We start from the raw sequence: 16,982 nt of genomic DNA on the forward strand, positions 1-16,982 counted from the left end.
CAGGTCCGTGGCCTCACTACATATCGGATAGAGCATCGATAGATCGATGCCCGCCATCATTCTCCGATCAGTGTCAAGAACGGGAGAAGCATGATGAGAATCTTGGCGTCAGGCCGATATCGACGAGCATGGGTATTGGTGGTGATCCTGCCTGGTCTGCTGGCGTTGAAGTCCCTGCCGGCGCAGCCCGCCGCCGCTGCGGGGGTCCCGGGCAAGCCACCGGTTCTGTCCCTTCCCGTGAAGCGGCCAGCCGTGGCAACGTCGGCGCCGGGTGCCGATGGCACGCTGTCGGTGCCGGCCGACTGGGCACAACCACTGCCGGCAAGGGCTCGCCGCGCAGCGGGCGACCTGCCACCGACGCAGCGTGAGCTCACCGAGCAGCGCAGCGCCGCGACCGAGGTCTGGGCGAACACCGACGGCACCCACACCGTGCGCATCCACGCCGAACCGGTGCATTACCGCCGCGCCGGCGCGACCGGCTGGGACCGCGTCGATAACACGCTTTCGGCTGATCCGGCCAGACCCGGCTGGGTACGCAACGGCGCGAACGCCTGGACAGTGCGATTCGGCCCGATCGGGCCGGGCGCAACCGGCGGCGTGGAACTGGTTACCGACGCAGGCCTGGTCCGGTTCGCCCCGGAGCTGGATCAGGGCGCCTCCGCCGTGGCGCCCACAGTGGACGGTGACACGGTGATCTACCGGCAGGTGTGGCGGGGCGTGGACGTGAGGTACACGGTCTCCGGCGGCGCGGTGCGACAGGAGATCGACATCCGTGGCCGCGGCCGGGCGGTGTTCCCGTTCACGGTCGAGGGCCTCGGTCTGGTGGCCGGCTCGGGCACCGTAGCGGTCACCGGTGCGCAGGCCGGGCAGATGGCTCTGACACAGCCGCACGTATACCCCAGCGCAGGCGTGGCCGACAGCCTCGCCGCAGCGACGCCGACACTGACTGCCACCGGCAAGCCCAACGGCCACCAGCGGCTCATGGTGGGCGTGGATGGGACATGGCTGGCCGACGCGCTGCCCAGCGACACGCGGCCGGGCCACCTCGAAACAGCGGGCACGGGCTTCGGCGGACCGGTGGTGCTGGACACCACCGTGGTGATCGGCAACTCCATCCATCAGTCATTCAAGTCCGACGGCACGGTGGTCTCGCAGGACGGCATCCGGGTCGGCAACTCGCAGGGCGGCGCCGGTGGCGGCGACTCCTACTGGCGCTCCGTGGCCGCATTCCCCTACTGGGACCAGATCAACGGCCGGCAGCTGCTTTCGGCCGGACTCCAGCTCGGCGTGGCGCAGGGCACCACCACCGGGTACCCCGTCACGGCTTGGTGGGCATGCAGCGCCGACTACAACGGCGCGGTGTGCGGCGGCGACACCTCACGGCGGTTCACCACCACCGAGGTGACCGGCGCCGCCACCCTGGACGTCACGGATCTGGTCGGTCTGTGGCAGTACTTCGGTACCCAGAACGGGGCGTTCGGGTTCTCCGGCGCGAACACCGCCGGCGTCTACACCTACAAGCGGTTCCATCCGCCGACGCTGGTGCTCAACGTGAACCGCAAACCCGCCGCTCCCAGCCTGCTCGGGCCGACCGACCAGGCTCTGGCAATCACTTCCACCACCCCGACGCTGAGATGGAACGCGGTCACCGACCCCGACGGCGACTCGGTGTCCTACACCGCGAAGATCGCCACGGGTGCGGACGGCGAGTCCGGCCTGGTGGCCACCTCGCCTGCGGGCGCGGCGACCTCATGGCAGGTCCCGGCGGGCGTGTTGCAGGACGGCGTCACCTACTACTGGAAGGTTTTCGCCAGCGACGGCCACGCGTGGACGGCAAGCACGGTAAGGCGCATCACCGTGGACCGCCGGCTCGGTGCGGGCGCGGTGTCGCCCACCGACAACTTCGGCGGGGTAATCACCAACCTTGTCACCGGCAACGCCTCGGTGCGCCTGCCCGAGGTGCGGATGCCCACCGTGGGCGGCGGCATCGGGGTGGACTTCGCCTACAACTCACAGCAGACGTCGGGCGGTCTGGCCGCCGAGTACCGGGTGGATGCCGACCGGGACACGGTCATCGACGCCACCGACCCGGTGGTGTTGGCGCGCAACGACGCCCAGGTGAGCTTCAACTGGAGCGTGCCGGCCGAAGGGTCCGCGGGTGAGGAATCCACTTCGCCGTCCCCGGGTGTGCCACAGGACTGGTATTCGGTGCGCTGGCGCGGTTTCGTGGCGTTGCCGGCCGGGCAGTGGCAGTTCGGCGCCCGCTCAGACGACGGGGTGCGGGTGACCATAGACGGAATCACCGTGCTGGACAAGTGGATGCCGCGGTCGCTGCCGGCCGTGCCCGACTTCCAGACGGGCAGCATCGCCAGCGGCGTGCGGCGGATTACGGTCGACTACTTCGAGGCCGACGGCCCCGCAGCTATCGAGCTGTGGGCGCGCAATGCGGCCGATCCCGCGCAGGCGTTCGTCGTCCCGGCAGGCTGGTTCTCAGCCGAGCCGCGGATACTTCCCGCCGGCTGGTCATTGCAGGCCACCGACGGCGGCTCGGCCTACATCCGGGCCGAGGTTTCCGACGGCAGCGTCACGCTTTACGCGCCCGACGGCGCGACCACCTCGTTTGCCAAGACCGCCTTCGGTTTGGCTTACGCCCCACCACCCGGCGTGGACGACGTGGTGGTCGTCAACGCCGATGGCACCGTGACCGTGCACGCCGACGACGGCCGCACCTACCTGTTCCGCCCGGATGGCTTCCTGGACCGAGTCACTGGCGCGCTGGACGACCAGCGGTCGGCCGCGGCCAATGCCAGCTACGACACGGCCGGGCGGCTGACGGCGCTCACCGACCCGGTCTCCGGCCGCGCGGTGCAGCTGACCTATGCGCCGAACGCGGCGTGCCCGGAACGCCCGCCTGTGCTCGGCGGGGACACCTTCGGGCCGACCCCGACCGGCATGCTGTGCAAAGTGGACTACTGGGACGGCAGCACAACCCAGCTCTATTACAAGAACGGGCTGTTGGGTTACGTACGCAACCCGGGCGACGCCTACTGGGGGTTGAGCTATGACGCCGCAGGGCGGCTGATCGGCTACCACGACCCGACCACGTTCGATGCGGCTTTCGCCGGGCGAACCGACTGGGACAAGCTGCTGGTGGAAATCTCCTACGACGGTGCCGGGCGTGTCGCCGCTGTCACCCAACCGCCGCCCAATCAGGGAGACCAGCGCCCGGCGCAGACCTACACCTACGCCCCGGCCAGCGACGCCAGCGGTCAGCTGACCAGTGGCACGGCCGGTGTCACCCGGGCCGGGATCACCGGCACCTACCGGACCGTGGCTTATGACGCGCGGGGCCGACAGACCCGTGACACCAATGCTCTCGGGCAGAACATCACCATGTCGTGGAACGCCGACGATCTGGTCACCTCGGTACTGGACTCCGCCGGACTGAAGAGCACGACGAGCTACGACGCGCTGGACCAGCCGACCGACGAGTGGGGTCCGGCGCCCGCCTCGATGTTCAATCCCGACGGCACCGGGCAGGCCGGCGTCCCGCGTCAGGTGACCCGCTACGACGAGGGCCTGGACGGCCTGGCCGTGCGGTGGTGGGCCAACCCCGACCTGACCGGCGCCCCGGCGTTGCATGCGCACGACCCTGGGCCGCTCAGCAGTGACTGGGGCAGCGGTTCACCCGGCACCGGCGTACCGGCGGACAATTTCTCCGGCCGCTATACCGGAACGATCATTTTCCCCTCGGCGGGTACTTACACGCTGCGGTTCGTCCGCGACAACAAGCTCGCGGTCTATCTCAACGATGTGATCCACCTCCTCAAGTGGGACAACACCACCAGCCCCGGTGACGACGTCACGGTCACCGTGACGGCGGCGAACGTCGCCCGCCGGTTGCGCATTGACTACGCCGACGTCACCGGGCCGGCCAAGCTGCAGATGTTGTGGAAGACCCCGGGCTCGTCCAGCTTCGTGACGGTACCGGGTTCGGCGCTACGCACCGGCTACAGCCTGGAAACGTCCACAGTGGACGCATCCGGCAGGTCCACCACGTTCAGCTACACCGATGCCACCACCGGCATCGGCGCGCAGCACGGGATCAAGGTCCGCAGCACGACCGACCCCGCGGGGGCCGGTCTGGCCGAGACTGCGGGCTTCGAAACCGTTGGCACCGGCTACGTCCGGCAGGTGTCACGGACCCTGCCCGCGGGCGGGGCCTCGACCTCCACCGTCACCTATTACGGCACCGGCGACAGCCGCGACAACCCCTGTACCACCGCATCCGATGCGGTGCATCAGGGCGGGCTGGCCCGACTCGAGACGGGTGCGGACCCTGACGGCACCGGCCCACAGACCCCGCTGGTGAGGGAATGGGTTCACGACGCGGCAGGCCGTACCGTCGCCTCGCGGGTTGGCACCGAGCCGTGGACCTGTACGGCATATGACGCACGGGGACGGGTGGTCACGGTCGCCCACCCGGCGTTCGGCGGATCCGCGGCACGGACGGTGACCTACGCCTACACCGCCGACCCGGACGGGCCAGGCCCGAGGCCTGCCAGCCCGTTGGTGACGACGGTGACCGACCCGGCCGGCACGATCATGTCGGAGGTCGACCTGCTGGGCCGGCCGGTCGCCCACCGGGATGTGTTCGGCAACGCCACCACGTTCGGCTACGACCTAGCCGGGCGGGAGACCACCAGCTCGGGTCCGGCCGGCACTATCGAGAAGGCCTACGATGCCGCCAACAGACTGATCTCGATGAAGCGCAACGGCCAGGTCCTCGCCGACGGGCTCACCTACGACGCCGGCGGCCGCCCCACAGTGGTCGTCTACCCGTCCGGGACGGGCAACGCCGGCAACGGGACCGCAGGGGCGTTCGCCTACGACACCCTGGGCCGGTTGCGGTCTGTGACCTGGTTCGGGCCGGCGTGGTCGCTGATCACCAGCGACGAGGTCACCCGGGACCCGACCGGCGCCGTGGTCGGTCAAGTGGTGGACGGGGTAGACCACCACGCCGGGGACGACTATAGGTACGACAGCTCCGGGCGCCTGATCGAGGCATGGGTTCCCGGTGCCCGTTATACGTACGAGTTCTTCGACAACGGTTACTGCACGGCCCCGGGCTCGTACCGCAACGGCAACCGCACCACGACGTCGGTGACCCCGACCGGTGGCGCTCAGGTCTCCACCGCCTACTGCTACGACCACGCCGACCGGATGTATCTGGCGACCGACCCGGCGGTAGGCACCGTCAGCTACGACGCGCACGGCAACATGACGGCCGTCTTCGGCGAGACCCACACCTACGACGCGGCCGACCGGCACGTCGCCACGACCAAGGCGTCGAGCACGGTCACCTACGTGCGTGACGCGTTGGACCGCATCGTCGAGCGCCGGGTCAATGGCGCGGTCGTGGCCCGCTACGGCTACACCGGTGGCAGCGACGCCCCGGCGTTCGCCATGGACACCGCCAACACCGTGCAGGAGACCACCTTCAGCCTGCCGGGCGGGGCGTTGCTTACCATCCGGGCCGCAGGCAATGTGTGGTCGTATCCCAACATTCACGGCGACCTGGTGGCGATTGCCAACAGCGCCGGAGCCAAGGTGGGTGCGACCACGATTTACGACCCCTACGGCAACCAGGTCGCTGGAAATGTGCCCGACAATTCCGCCGGCAACCTCGACTATGGCTGGCTCGGCCAGCACCAGCGCCCGCTGGAGCACGAAGCCGGGATCCAGCCGGTCATCGAGATGGGTGCTCGCCAGTACTCGCCCCTGCTGGGACGGTTCCTGGAGGTTGACCCCGAGGTGGACGGCTCCTGCAACGCCTACGACTACGTCTGCAACGACTCGGTCAACAGCATCGACCTCGACGGCCACCGCAGGTACCACGTTTACTTCCGGTACGGCATCGTCACCGGCACGTGGTACCTGAGCCGCAACCTCACCCGTCTGGCGAAGGTATGGATGGACAACTACGGGTACAAGGGTGCGACGGTGGCCACCTTCCTCTGCGCCGCCATCTCCAAGAGCGTGTGGTGTGGGGTGATCGCGGCGATCGCCGCAGTCATCGGCATCTGGCTCACCTTGGCCAAGAACCGCAACGCCTGCGCCACGGTGAAGGTCAATAGATCGGGATTCCCACCGCCGTCCATTCCGATGTGGAGCAACGGAAAGAACTGCTACACCAACGGCACCCAGTACCTCTGGCGACGAGCCAAGTGACCGGGTAGCCGATCGAAAACGCGCCGGGCCTACACCCGGCGCGTTTTTCGCTACTACCAGCGGCCGAGCACCAGCCGATCGCTGACGTTGTTCAGCTCGAACGTGCCGGAGGTATACCAGCCGCCGGCGCCTTGATACAGGTACCCGTCAAGAAAAACGTGGTATCGGAAGTTCGGTCCGTAATCGTAGGCCGTGACTATGTCGTCGCGGCCGTCGCCGTTGACATCGTCGGCGGCGATCCGATCGCCCACCAGAGCGCCGCTGTAGCCGCTGGCGACACTCCAATCGTTGGTCAGCTGGAAGACCGCGGAATTGGAAATCCACCGCCAGAGCCGAACGTGACCGCCTCCGTAATCGTAGAGCAGGGCTGGCTCTGCATCGCCGTCCTCGTCCCAGTCGCCGACTACGAAACGGTTGCCGACATTGCTGAGACTGAACGATCCTGAGGTGTACCAGGTGCTTCGGCTGTAGATGCCGAACGGAAAGACATCGAAGCGGAAGGTGCTGCCCAGACTGTAAGCGACCACGATGTCGTCATGACCGTCGCCGTCGACGTCACCGGCCGCCACCCGGTCTCCGATGTTGGCCACCGAATAGCCAGCAATATCCTGCTGGCTGAGCAGCTCGAAACCGGAACCTGTGCTGCGCCAGGTGTAGATGCGGGAGTTTCCGCCACCCGCGTCGTAGAGCATGGCGACGTCGTCGTAGAGGTCGCCGTCCCAGTTGCCGACCACCATGCGCCCGGCGACGTTCTCCACCGCGAAGGATCCCGAGGTGTACCAGCCTGCGTCGCCCTGGTAGTAGTAGCCGTCCTCGAAGACGTGGAACCGGAACGTGGACCCGTAGTCGTAGGCCACCACGATGTCGTCGGTGCCGTCGCCGTTGAAGTCGCCTGAGGCCATCCGATCGCCGATCTGGCTGACCGAGTAGCTGCCCGAGGTCGTCCAGTCGTTGGCTCGCGGGAAGGCGGTGTTCGACGAGTACCAGCGAAACAGGATGGGACTTGTTCCGGTGCCGTAGAACATGGCCGGGGCGGCGCCGGTAACCGTTGTGGTGTCGGTCAACAGGAAGCCGGGAAGGGCGTAGTAGGCGTCCCAGATGTCGGTGAAATAGTGATGACATTCAGCTGCGGACTCGGTGGTACCGCCGCTGGTGATGCCCTTGGCCGCCACCTTTCCGTCCGAGCGGACGGTGTAGACCGGGCCACCGGAGTCACCTTTGATGACGCAGTTCGGGCCTTGCCGCCAGCCAAATACCAGATTGTAGAATTTCTCGCCGTTCTTGTAGGTGCCTTCGACCCCGGGTTCCACCACCGTCCAGCCGCAAGACTCGCCGGCCATGCGGCCACCTGTGCAGTACTGGTCGCCGGGGGTGGCCCGGCCCGACCACATGTCGTTGATGGCGGCGGAGGTGCTCGAACCAGCCGGACCGCGGTAGATGCGTGGGTCCACCGAACCGTTGGCGGTGTTGGCGATCAGGGCGACGTCACCCCGGTAGACGCTCTCCCCGGGGAACAACTGCGTACCCCTGAGGTCGTCCCAGTTCTCCCGGGTACGTTCAGCGACATAGCCGATTTGACGCAACGGCGTTTCGAGCTCGCCGCCGGTCGGGGCGCAGTGCCCGGCGGTGAGCATCGCGTAGGTGCCGTTGTAGACCCACGGAAAACCGCTACTGCAGGCCACCATCGAGGCACCGCCGAAGAAGGGTGACCGGTCGCCGTCGCGGCCGCCGGTGGCCGGATTGTCGATCGGTCCGGCCGGGTCGATGCGCACCGCCACGGCCTGCGTGCCGTAGCGCTTGGCAAGGTAGCCAAACAGAGCATCGCTGGCGCGGCTCACCGTCACGATGATCCTGTTGTTCTCCTCGTCACGTTCGGCAAGGAAAATCGCGTCGGCGTCAGGGATTTGCTCATCACGCAGCAGGATGAGACTGTGCTTGATGTCCTCCAGCTCACGCCAGCTGCGCCCGGCCGGGGCGGTGCGCCGCAGCGGGTCTGCCGCCTTCGCCTGGGCCAGCACGCCGCCCGCGGCGGTGACCGGCCGGTGCACCACCTTTCCAGCGGCCCGGTCGAGGGCCGGGTAGCCGAAGTCGTCCGGGTTCTTCTCGGCCTCGTGCACCGCCTCACGGTAGGAGTTGGCCAGGTCGTCGCTGACCGGCGTTGGAATCTCGCGCTGTCCTATCTCGACAAGACCGTGGGCCTGCGGGCTGGGTGCCTGCGCCCGCGCCGGTGCGCTGATGAGGCTGGCCAGCAGCATCGCCGCAGCCCCGGCAGCGGTCAACCGTCTTGCCCGGTGACCCTTTCGTGGATTTGCATAGTTCACGATCGGCAGTTTGACGGCAACGCCTTATCCATCCGCTTGTCAACGCCTTGCCGTGACGCACAGCAATCTCCTACGGTGGCCTTTCGGGGATGAAGAGGTGAGAAATGCGCTACAGGCTGTTGGGTCCCGTTGAGCTCACGGTCGGTGGGGAGCTGGTCTCGCTCGCCCAGCCGCGGCACCGCGGGATTCTGGCCTACCTGTTGCTGCACGCCAATCAGCTGGTCTCCCAGGATCAGCTGGTCGAGGCGGTGTGGGGCGGCATGGAACCGGCGAGCGCGACCGCGCAGATCCACGTGGCCGTTTCGCGGCTGCGTGGTTCACTTCGCCGGCACGGCCTGCCCGACCCGATCGCGACGCGGTCGGGCGGCTACGCGCTCACCGCCCACGAGGATGACATCGATGCCGAGCTCTTCGCTGCAGAGCTGGCGGCGGCCCGCGACACCGGGCAGCGCCGCCAACACCACGACACCATCCGGCGCCTCGACAGCGCCTTGGGGCTGTGGCGCGGGGAGGCGCTAGCCGGAGTCACCGCCGCCTACGCCCCCGCCGTGCGGCACCGCTTGCATGAGCAACGCCTTGCCGCGCAAGAGCTGCGCCTTGACGCGGAGCTGGCCGTGGGACGTCACGCGGCCGCCGTCCCCGTGCTGACCCAGCTGGTCAAGGAGCACCCGCTGCGGGAAGCGCTGGTCTGTCAGCTGATGCTGGCGCTGTACCGGTCCGGCCGCCTCAGCGACGCCACCAACGTGGCTCGGCACACCCGGCAGCTGCTGGCCGAGGAGCTCGGCCTCGGCCCAGGCCCGCAGTTCCTCAAGCTCGAACACGCCATTCTCAATGCCGATCCCGTCCTGGACCTCACCGATGCCACCGTCGGTCTCGCCCGCCCGCCCGCGCCGTTGCCTGCCCAGCTGCCTCCGGGCGTGCCCCACTTCACCGGGCGCTGCCATGAGCTCGCCACGCTCGACGCCGCATGGCCGGGCACGGTCTGCGTCATCACCGGGCCAGCCGGCGCCGGAAAGACCGCCCTGGCCACGCATTGGGCGCACCAAGTTCGCCACAGCTTCCCCGACGGCCAGCTTTACCTCGACCTGCGCGGCTTCGACCCGTTGTGTGAGCCGCTGACCGGGCTGGAGTCGCTGTCGCGCCTGCTGCGCGGGCTTGGGCTGGAGGCGGCACGCCTGCCCGGGGCCGCCGACGAGGCTACGGCTCTGCTGCGCTCCATGCTCGCGCAGCGCCGGGTGCTGCTCCTGCTCGACAATGCCCGCGACGCCGCCCAGGTACGCCCGCTGCTGCCGGCGAGTGAGAATTGTGCCGTGCTCGTCACCAGCCGACAGCCCCTGGTGACCCTCGACGCGCATCGGATCGAAATCGGCGGCCTGCCCCAGCACGAGGCCGCCGAGCTGCTCAGCCACTACGCAGGAAGCCGAATGCGCCATGAACCCGAAGCGGCGCAACAAATGCTGCGCTACTGTCAGCTGCTGCCCCTGGCGATCCGGGTCGCTGGGGCGAGGCTGCTGGCCGAGCCGGAGCTGGCCCTGCAGACCCTCGCCGCCGGGCTGGCCGACGAACGGTCCAGATTGGACATTTTGGAGCTGGACGATCTGGCGGTGCGGGCCAGCCTGGGCGCCAGCTATCGCACCCTTGACCAGCCGACCGCGCGGGCCTTCCGCCTGCTGGGTGTGTTGCAGCTACCCGACCTCGAAGTGCGCACCGCGGCGGCACTGTGGGATCTCTCGCCCACTGCGGCCCTGCAGATACTGCACCGGCTCCATGCCGCGCGGCTTTTGGAGCGCAGCGGCGAGCGATACAGGCTGCACGACCTCGTCCGCCTTTTCGCGATGGAGCGCCATGCCGAGGGCGACCCCGCCGAAGGCGAGGCGGCCTTGGTGCGGGTGGCCACGTGCCTGCTCGGGGCGGCTCGCCGTGCCACGAACCTGTTGCGCCCCGGGCAGTCGCTTGGCGGCGAGCAGGAGCTGTCGGAGGGTCGCTACGCCAACCTGATTGGACTGTCCGATCTGGACGCGGCACGGGCCTGGTTCGATGCCGAGCGGGTCAATCTGATCGCCCTCGCCGGCCAGCTCGCCGAATCCGGTGAGCCGCTGTGCCGATATCCCATGCGCCTGCAGCTGGTGATGACGATGTTCCTCGCCGGGGCAGGACATTTTGCCGACTGGCAGCACCTGTGTGAGCTGTCCGCCGCGGTGGCGCGCCGTGTCGGTGACACTCTGGCCGAGGCGGTCGCTGCGATGAACCTGGGCGCGATCGCCTCCCGCCAGGGCCGCCAGGCGCAGGCCGTCGCCACACTCACGCGGGCGCTTGCGCTGAGCCGCAAGGCGAAGCGTCACAGCACCGAGGCTGCCGTGCTGTCGTACCTCGCGTCAGCTCACTCCGAGCTCGGCGACCACGACAGCGCCGCCAGCTGCCACGAGGAGGCCATCCGGCTGCGCCGTCAGGTCGGCGACGACCGCAGCACCGCGCACACCCTGGCCAATGCGGCGTTGCACTATCTTGTCCAGCGCCGCTACGCCGACGCACGCCGCCATCTCGACGAAGCGCTGCGCATCAAGTACGAGAAGGGCGACCTGGGCGGTGCGGCGGCAAGCGAGGTGCAAATGGCTGGAGTGCTTGCGGCACAAGGCCTGCTGACCGACGCGGTGCATGCCGCCCAGGCCGGTCTTGACCTGTGCCGGCGCTACGGCGACCGGCACAACGAGTGGATCGCGCTGCTGCTGCGCGCGGTCGCTCATCGGCGGCTGGGCCGGTGGCGGCAGTCCGACGACGACGCGGCGGAGTGCATCGCCGTATGCGTGCACCTCGGCCAGCTCACCGCCGCAAACTTCGCGGCCGCTTTGACAGACCAGCCTTTGGTGGGGGCCGATGAAGGCGACCCGGTCCCGGCATGGCTTGTCAGCGCGCTGGAGCAGGCCGGCGCTTAGGCCACTCAACTGTCCTAAGCAGACGCTCGACCCCGGGGCCGTACTCACCTATGCGACACTGAATACGTGGTGGGATCGAGACTTCGCCAGGGCGTCACGCTATGGATCATCGCGGCCCTGACCCTGGCCACCTTGTCAACGAGCGGCAACGTCGGCCCGACCCGGTCCGCGTCGCAGGCCGAGGGCCTGCTCGACCCGATAGCGGCCGCTGCCACGACCGCCTTCTATCAGTCCGATCCCCCGGCCGGGCAACCGGTCATTGTCTCCCGGCCGCTCGAACGATCCGACGTGCCGGTCAACCTGCGACTCTGGACAGTCATGTGGCTGTCGGGCACCGGCCGGCTCTGCGGCGCACTGATAGCACAGTCTCGATCAAACGACGGCTTTTGCTACACAGACCAGGCCACACAGCTCATTCCAGCTCCGGGACGAGCGATGAGCCTGAACTTTGTCGCCGACAAGGGCTATTTTCAGGCAAAAGCCTTCGTACAGCCCGGCATCGCCACCGTCACCGCCAGCACCGCGGTCACCCCCGATCAGACCGCCACCGTCGTGCGTCTGGCTCTGCCCAACGGCGCCGACATCGGCCTGTTCGCCCTCACGCTCTACGCTCGCAACGTCTCGTTGGGAGACATCACCTGGATCTTCCGAGACGCCCACGGCAACGTGGTGGCCACCGAGGTCACCAACGAATGGGGCCAGAAGACAGCGGCCTAAACGTCCGCCGGCCGAGGCTAGCGACCAACGGCGTCGAGCCAGGCGACGCTGAGATCCGTGTGGACAACGACGACGCCGCCCGAGCCGTCGTAGCGGGCGGCCCGCGTCTGCCCGGTCGTGCGCAGGACGGCACCGGTAAGCGGGTCGATCTCGATCAGGCTGTCGCCGGCCACGTAGCCGACGCGGGCGCCGGCTGGATCTGCCACCACCGCTACCGGCTGCGCGGTCTCAGCGCTCCACGTGACCTTACCGGCGGCGTCGAAGACCCGAAGCGCCGATCGGCTGCCGCTCACCGCCCGGGTCAGGTCGGCGACTATGCCGCCGGCTCGGGTCAGCGCGCAGGTTCCCGCCCGTTCCAGGTCGGTCACAGGTGTCTGGGCACCGGTCCGGTCGAGCAGCACCGGCCGCTGCCCGATCAGCAGCGCCTGGGACCCGTCCGGGTGCAGGCATGCGGTTCCTCCGGCGACCTGGACCGGGGACCCGGTCACCCGCCAGCCCGCATCGTCCCTTTCGAACCACCTGGCCTCATAGGCCGGTCCGGCACCGGTCGGACCGGGCGTGACCGCGCCGGCCGCGCTCACCGCGAGCCCGTACCGGCCATCTGCGTCCTCCCGCCACGACGTGCGGGGCCCCCCGACCGACACGCGCTCGGTGTTAGCACCGTGCCGGATCTCCAGCCACCACTGCCCGTTTCTGTCTCCGGTGTGGACAACCAGGTCGTCCGCGGAGCGCGCGGTCAGCACCCATCGCTTGGGCGCGGTCAGGGTGGCTATCGGGTGCGCCCGCCCGTCCACCATGAGCACCGGTTCGGGGTCTGGCATGGCGGGCGAGATGAGCGAGGCTGCGCTGCCGGACAGCACGGCGTCCGGACATCGGTCCAGGCACATCACCGGGGCCGGGTCGCGGTCGCCAGCCGGCACCCGCCAGGCCACCGTCCCATCTCGACGGACGCCGACGTAGCGGACGGCGGCCACGTCGAGGAAAATCACGCCGTACTGATCGGCATCGATGATTACCGGTGCCCGGTCTGCCGGCGGTGCCGCGGGGCGTGCAGGCGTGGTACACCCGGCGGCCGCCACGGCAAGCGCGACGGCGATGCGCCCGATGGTTCGCACGATTTGCCTCCAGGGGTTGGCCCGGGTCGGCACCCGCGATCGAGCGCCGGCCCGGGCGGCTGATCAGGTTTCGGCCCAGACGTTGCAGGAGGTGTCACCCGCGAGCGGCAGGTCGAACACGCCCTTCCATCGGGTGACCTCATGGTCGCTGGCAAGCGTCCATTGGCTGGTCCACCAGTCTCGCCACTGGTAGCCGGGCACATGGTTGTCCCACTCGTGGAACATCTGAACACCGTTGCGGTGGAACCAGATGTCCAAATCGTTGTTGTCGTTGATGTACGTGTGGAAGCCCGAGCTGAAGTAGGCGCTGAACAGGTACCAGTTGTGGTAAGGGCCATCGACCGAGTAGGCGGCATAGCCCTGCAGGTAGTGCTCGTAGCCGGACGGACGCCCGTCGTCGCAGTAAGAGCTGAGGGCGTCGGCCTGCGCGGGTGCGGCGAGCGCGACGCTGGCCACGCAGGCGGCAAGCGCCCCGGCGACAACCCTTCGGAATCTGGACACTGTCTCTCCTTCCTGGCTGCCCGATCGGCAGTCACGGCAAATCAGGTATCGACTTATGTGCTCGTTCTGGTTGACGGGCTCCGGCCCCAATCTGGCCCCAAAACGTCTACGTAGCAACGCTCGGCCCGCTGCTCAGGTCCGATCGCGGTACAGGCGACCACGACTACGGCACACGGTACTGAACTTCGCCGCTCCCGCCGCCGGTGCGCGGTGACCGTTGTCTGCCAATGGCCGGTGCTGGCCAACCGAGCCGCCCTCGGCGCGTCGTTCCGCTGCAGGGCATGGCTATAGCACGAAGCTGGCCGGCATCGTTGCGGTGAGCCTCACGCAGCGGTGCCGACCGTGGCGTCGAGCCGGTGAAGTTCGGCGCGGATCCGATCGGCGTCGGCGTGGCCGAGAGTGTCCAAGATGGACAGTGCGCGGCTCAAGGCGGCGCGGGCGGCTTCGCCGTCGCCGACGGCCTGCTGGCTGCCGCCGATGTTGGCGTAGGTGCTCGCCTCACCGTATTGGTCGTTGACCTGCGCGAAGTGCTCAAGCGCGTGCTCGTAGCACTCGATCGCGCGCCGATGGTCGCCGAGTTGGTGGTGCGCGTAGCCGAGGCTGTCCCAGGTATCTGCCTGCCCCTGTACGTCGTCGACCTCCACCAGCAGCTTCAGCGCCTCCTCGCACAGCTCGATCGCGCGGTGGTAGTCGCCGAGCAGCCCCTCCTGCCAGCCGACGGCGTTGAGCGTGTAAGCCCGCCCGGGCAGGCATCCGGCCCGCTCGAACAGGGTCAGAGCCTGCCGCGACTGATCCAGCGCGTCCCTGTACAGCCCCTGCCGTTCGGTGACCTGGCCCAGGCCGAGGTAGGTGTGCGCCTGCCCGGCCAGGTCATCGCAAGCGGTGAAATGGTCCAGCGCACGGCGCAGATGCTCACTCGCCTCGTCGAAGCGGCCCAGCCGCGAGCAGACCAGGGCGAGATTTCGGTGCGCGTGGCCCTGCCCCGCCGTGTCAGCGATGCGCGACGCGGCTGCCAGCGCGGTGTGCTCCGTGCCCAGCCAATCCTGCCAATACCCCTGCCGGTGCAGGAACCCGGCCAGGCACCAGGCCAGACGCCAGGCGTGCCGCTCGAACCCGCACCGCGCCGCGAGCGCCACGGCGGCCAGCAGCACGGCGACCTCGGCGGTGAACCACGCCTCGGCTTCCGAGCGGTTGCGCGGGTGCTCGGGCGAGGCCCCCTCCTGCGGCGTCTCCATCGCGATCCGGCTGAAGTGCGGGTGCAGGGCGAGGTCGGCGGCGTGCGCGGTGTGCAGGCAATAGTCAAGAAACCGGTGCATGGCGGCACGCCGGTCACCCGGCGAGTCGGCCTGCTCGGCCAGATCTGCGGCATAGGCGCGCAACAGGTCATGGAAGCTGTACCGGCCGTAAGCGTGCTCCGTGAGCAGATTGGCCCGGGTCAGTTCGGTAAGCAGCGGCCGGATCCGGCCCGGGGGTACCGCGGCGAGGCTGGCGGCCGCCCGGCCCGAGATGTCGGGGCCGGGATGCCGGCTCAGCAACCGGAACAGCCGCGCCGCCGCCGGGCTCAGCGTCCGGCACGACCACGAGAACACCGCCCTGACATCGGTCGCGTCGTCGCCGGCGTCGAAAGCGTCGAGATCGCGCAGCTGGGCAGCCACCTCGGCCAGGGTGAAACCCGGATGCGTGGCGGCCCGGGCGGCGACGATGGCCAGGGCCAAAGGCAGCCGGGCGCACCGGTCGACGATCGCTTCCGTGGCCGCCGGTTCGGCCGCCACCCGGCGCTGGCCGAGCCGGAGCGTCAGCATGTCTCGGGCCTCGTGCAGGCTGAGCAGGTCGAGGCGCAACGGCTGCGCGCTCTCGGCAGCGACCAGCGGGATGAGCTGATCGCGGCTGGTCACGATCGCCAGACAGCCGGGCGCGGCAGGAAGCAGCGGGCGCACGTGCCCCGCCTCACGTGCGTTGTCTAGCAGCACCAGCAGCCGCCTTCCGGCCACCATCGTGCGGTAAAGGTTGACCAGGCCGTCCAGATCGGAGGGCATCCGCGCCGCCGGAACGCCAAGCGCCTCAAGGAATCCGTGCAGAGCCCACTGCGGCTCGACCGCCGAATCGGCCGGGTCGAACCCGCGCAGATTCACGTAGAGCTGGCCGTCGGGGAACCGTGCGGCGTTGCGGTGCGCCCAGTGCACGGCCAGCGTCGTCTTGCCGACCCCTGCCGTGCCCGACACCACTATCACGCCACCGTTTCCGGCCAGATCGTCCAGAGTGGACATTGCCGCATCGCGTCCGGCGAAGGTGGGCACCGCCGAGGGAAGCTGCGCCGCCACAAGCCACTGCCCGGCCGGCGCCGGTGCGTCGATGGCTGTGTCCTGGCGCACGATCGCCGCCTCCAGGTCCCGCAGTTTCGAGCTCGGGCCGACGCCGAGCTCTTTGCCCAGCGCGTCGCGCAGCCGCCGGAAGGCGGCGACGGCATCGCCGGGACGGCCGCTGCGGTACAGGGCGAGCATGAGTTGCGCGTGCACCTGTTCGTCGAGCGGGTGTTGCCGCGCAAGGCGTTCCAGCTCCGGCGCCAGCTGCGCGTGCTCGCCCAGCGACAGCCGCGCCTCGGTCAGGTTCCGCTCAGCTCCCCAGCGCAGGCGCACCAGGTGTTCGGCCTGTTCCTCCAGCCGGGTCAGCTCGGCGAGGTCGGCAAGCGGCTGGCCACGCCACAGCGCCACGGCCGCCTGCAAGCAGGCGACCCGCTCGGCCGGGTCGGTGGCTCGCTGCGCAAGCTGCACAAGCCGCTCGGCGGCCTGCACGTCGACGGCGTCAGGCCCCATGTCCAGCAGATACCCGGGCGGGCGAGCCACGATCGTGCCGGCCCCGCCGAGCAGGCCACGCAGGTAGGAAACGTGACGCTGCAACGTGTTCAGCGCGGTGGCCGGTGACCGATCGCCCCAGACGACGTCGATGAGCCGGTCGGTGCTCACCACCCGGCCCGCATGCAGAGCCAGGGTCGCGAGCACGGCCCTGCGGCGCAGGCCGTTGACGGCCTGCGCCTGGCCGGCGACGATCACCTCCACCGGCCCAAGTAGCCTGATCCGCAACCCCTGGCTGACCCCGTCCAGCACCCAACCAGGCTACCGACCCGATTCGTCCTCGTCGATCCGATCGTCGGGCAATGGACACGA

7 protein-coding genes are annotated in these 16,982 nt (G+C 69.0%); 3 read left to right on the forward strand and 4 right to left on the reverse strand.

Going from position 1 to position 16,982, the window contains the following annotated elements; translation table 11 throughout:
- Positions 1 to 138: 138 nt before the first annotated feature.
- Complete coding sequence (locus Rhe02_RS31480; protein ID WP_203912054.1) at positions 139 to 6,231, forward strand: PA14 domain-containing protein; 6,093 nt, start codon at positions 139 to 141, stop codon at positions 6,229 to 6,231.
- Positions 6,232 to 6,284: 53 nt separating this feature from the next.
- Here Rhe02_RS31480 and Rhe02_RS31485 read toward each other — a convergent pair whose 3' ends face one another.
- Positions 6,285 to 8,552 carry an FG-GAP-like repeat-containing protein gene (locus Rhe02_RS31485; protein WP_203912055.1) on the reverse strand — a complete coding sequence of 756 codons (2,268 nt, stop codon included), beginning with the start codon at positions 8,550 to 8,552 and terminating at the stop codon, positions 6,285 to 6,287.
- A gap of 104 nt (positions 8,553 to 8,656) precedes the next feature.
- Here Rhe02_RS31485 and Rhe02_RS31490 point away from each other — a divergent pair, with 104 nt between their 5' ends.
- Both Rhe02_RS31490 and Rhe02_RS31495 read left to right on the forward strand, forming a co-directional pair.
- On the forward strand, positions 8,657 to 11,485 hold the full coding sequence (locus Rhe02_RS31490) for an AfsR/SARP family transcriptional regulator (RefSeq protein WP_203912056.1): 2,829 nt from the start codon (positions 8,657 to 8,659) through the stop codon (positions 11,483 to 11,485).
- Between the two features lie 66 nt (positions 11,486 to 11,551).
- Entirely contained in the window at positions 11,552 to 12,202 is a 651-nt protein-coding gene (locus tag Rhe02_RS31495) for a hypothetical protein (RefSeq protein WP_203912057.1), read from the forward strand.
- Positions 12,203 to 12,219: 17 nt separating this feature from the next.
- Here Rhe02_RS31495 and Rhe02_RS31500 read toward each other — a convergent pair whose 3' ends face one another.
- The 3 genes from Rhe02_RS31500 to Rhe02_RS31510 form a co-directional block, all read right to left on the reverse strand.
- Complete coding sequence (locus tag Rhe02_RS31500; RefSeq protein ID WP_203912058.1) at positions 12,220 to 13,317, reverse strand: hypothetical protein; 1,098 nt, start codon at positions 13,315 to 13,317, stop codon at positions 12,220 to 12,222.
- 63 nt (positions 13,318 to 13,380) lie between these two features.
- Positions 13,381 to 13,818 carry a hypothetical protein gene (locus tag Rhe02_RS31505; RefSeq protein WP_203912059.1) on the reverse strand — a complete coding sequence of 146 codons (438 nt, stop codon included), beginning with the start codon at positions 13,816 to 13,818 and terminating at the stop codon, positions 13,381 to 13,383.
- Positions 13,819 to 14,141: 323 nt separating this feature from the next.
- On the reverse strand, positions 14,142 to 16,922 hold the full coding sequence (locus Rhe02_RS31510; protein ID WP_203912060.1) for an AfsR/SARP family transcriptional regulator: 2,781 nt from the start codon (positions 16,920 to 16,922) through the stop codon (positions 14,142 to 14,144).
- Positions 16,923 to 16,982: the final 60 nt, after the last annotated feature.

The sequence above is a fragment of the Rhizocola hellebori genome (assembly GCF_016862955.1).
Lineage (GTDB): Bacteria > Actinomycetota > Actinomycetes > Mycobacteriales > Micromonosporaceae > Rhizocola > Rhizocola hellebori.